The sequence below is a fragment of the Helicobacter bilis ATCC 51630 genome (assembly GCF_000686565.1).
Lineage (GTDB): Bacteria > Campylobacterota > Campylobacteria > Campylobacterales > Helicobacteraceae > Helicobacter_A > Helicobacter_A bilis.
Genome location: NZ_JMKW01000101.1, coordinates 1 through 2,183, shown reverse-complemented (window position 1 = coordinate 2,183; position 2,183 = coordinate 1). Strand labels below are relative to the sequence as shown.

Below are 2,183 nucleotides of genomic sequence, written 5' to 3'. Positions count from 1 at the left end.
GGCACGACAGATTGGGCTTTGCATGGCAAATATGATACAGGCTCACAAGTAAATTCAAGGGAACAATATGAAAAAGGCATACATGCTGGGACTTCTTTGTTCTTCGCATTATGCAAGATAATTACTTTAAAATTTTTCCAATATTTCAAAATCATTATGAAATTCCTTAAAGCAGTCATAACTATATCTTTTGCCATTATTTAGAATCTCGCCTTGTTTATCGATACGCAAGGTTGTCTTTTGGTTATCGGTAATTTGATAGGTAGGCAAACTCATATCATCAAATCTGCTTACATCGCTTGAATGAAAAATATAATAATGGATAATAGATTGCTCTAAATTTTCATTTTCTGCAAAGACAGCTATCCATACATAAAACACGCAAGTATCTATGTCATAGCGGATTTTAGGGTGGAAGCTAAAGTTACGCATATTTTCCACTATCACGCCTTTATTATAAATAGTTTTACCCTCACTTGTTTTGACCTGCAAATATTTTGTAACAATATCTAGCTTACTCTCTTTGCAAAATTCGCATAGATTTGTTACACATTTTGCTTTTTGCCCCTGCCAAGATTCTTGCCTTATAAGCTGATTGCTAAATTTCTTGCACACTTTGCAATAATATTTTGAAATCACAAAGTCAATGCCTTCATCAATATAGCCCCTATGCACTTGCCACCCCAAGCTATGTAGCTTCATTGCTAACTGCATTTCACCATAAAGCCCTATGACTTGCTTTTTCTTTTCTTCGTCTAATTGTGTATTCATAGCTCATACTCCCCTAAATTTTTCTTACCTAAAAATTTATACACACTCTCTTTTAAACTTATATCTCGCTCTATGCCTATACCAATTCGCCCTAGTTCATCTGCTACTTTCACACTTGTGCCAAGCCCCATAAATGGGTCCAATACTCGCTCTCCCTTGTAGCTAAACAATTTTATCGCAAATTCTGGAATCTCTTTTGGAAAAGGTGCGGTATGTCCTAGCGTATTTTGCCCCTTAGAATTTATCTTTATCACAGGGCTTATTGCCTTTATATCCCTACGCCACGCATAAATGAAGTCTTTTTCTATCTCATTACCTTTATTAAAAGCTTCATTTTGCGTGAAATAAGTTTTCGCACTAAATCGCTTCCCACGATTTGCCTTGCTTCGCTCAAAGCAATGAAGATTCTTACACTCCCAGCTTCTAAGCCCCTTTTCTGTATAAGCATTGCCATTGACTTGCAGGCAGCCACACACGGGGCAAGGGTAACGCGTCTCATCACTTCTATGTTTATGAAAGATTAAAATATGCTCATAGCAATTCATAGGGTATTGATAGTAGGGATAGGGCTTATCGCCATTTTTATGCCTTTGACTTTGCACCTGCCCCTTATCCCAAATAATATCATCTACAAAGCTAAAGCCCACTTTTTCAAAAAGCATTATAAAATACGCCCCCAAAGGCAGCCGCCTCTTGCCCCAAGTAGAACGCGTGAAAAGGTTATCGTTATCAAAAATATCGCCCACATTAAAGACAAATACGCGGTGATTATCAAGCACTCTATAACACTCTCTTAAAATTGCCTCCATATCGCTCATATACGCATTTAAATCGCTCCATTGTGCGTAAGCCCTAGCATTATAATAAGGCGGACTTGTTACCATTGCCCCCACAGATTCACTTTTCATTTGTTTTAAACCTTGCAGACAATCCCCCCACAAAACCTTTTTAGAATCTTTATTTTGTAGGAAAGATTCTAGGTTTGCATCGTGTTTATAGCGTGATTGATAGCATTCTTTGACAAATTCATAATAGCTTTTTTCAAAAGCTTTTATAATCTCTTTTGTATCATTTAGGGCATATAAGGGCTTAATCCTTGCGTGAAATTCCATAAGCTCACTTTCACTAAAAGTTTGCTTTAAATACTTTTGTGATTTTTGCAAGATGGTATGTAAATAGCTATCATGTAGTGCAATGTCATTGCGTTTGCGTAGTATTTGTGTCAAAGTTTGCCTTTTTGTGTTTATTATATTCTACAAAAAATGGTTAAAAATTTGCTTAATATCGCTTTGTAATATATTACAAGCCATTAATAACGAGATAGATTCAGTAGTAGAGAATGCCTTGCAAGATATAGCACAACAAAGTGGTATTAATACAGGGAAGCTTTTAAAGAATTATAAAGATATAAA

General features: G+C 35.9%; 2 protein-coding genes. Both read right to left on the bottom strand.

Going from position 1 to position 2,183, the window contains the following annotated elements; translation table 11 throughout:
* Positions 1 to 126 precede the first annotated feature (126 nt).
* The gene (locus T368_RS0111230; protein ID WP_004087726.1) at positions 127 to 771 is read right to left on the bottom strand and encodes a hypothetical protein; all 645 of its coding nucleotides are present in this window, start codon (positions 769 to 771) and stop codon (positions 127 to 129) included.
* Positions 768 to 1,997 carry a DNA-methyltransferase gene (locus T368_RS0111225; RefSeq protein ID WP_004087725.1) on the bottom strand — a complete coding sequence of 410 codons (1,230 nt, stop codon included), beginning with the start codon at positions 1,995 to 1,997 and terminating at the stop codon, positions 768 to 770. Before T368_RS0111225 ends, T368_RS0111230 begins: the two co-directional genes overlap by 4 nt.
* Between the last annotated feature and the right edge of the window lie 186 nt (positions 1,998 to 2,183).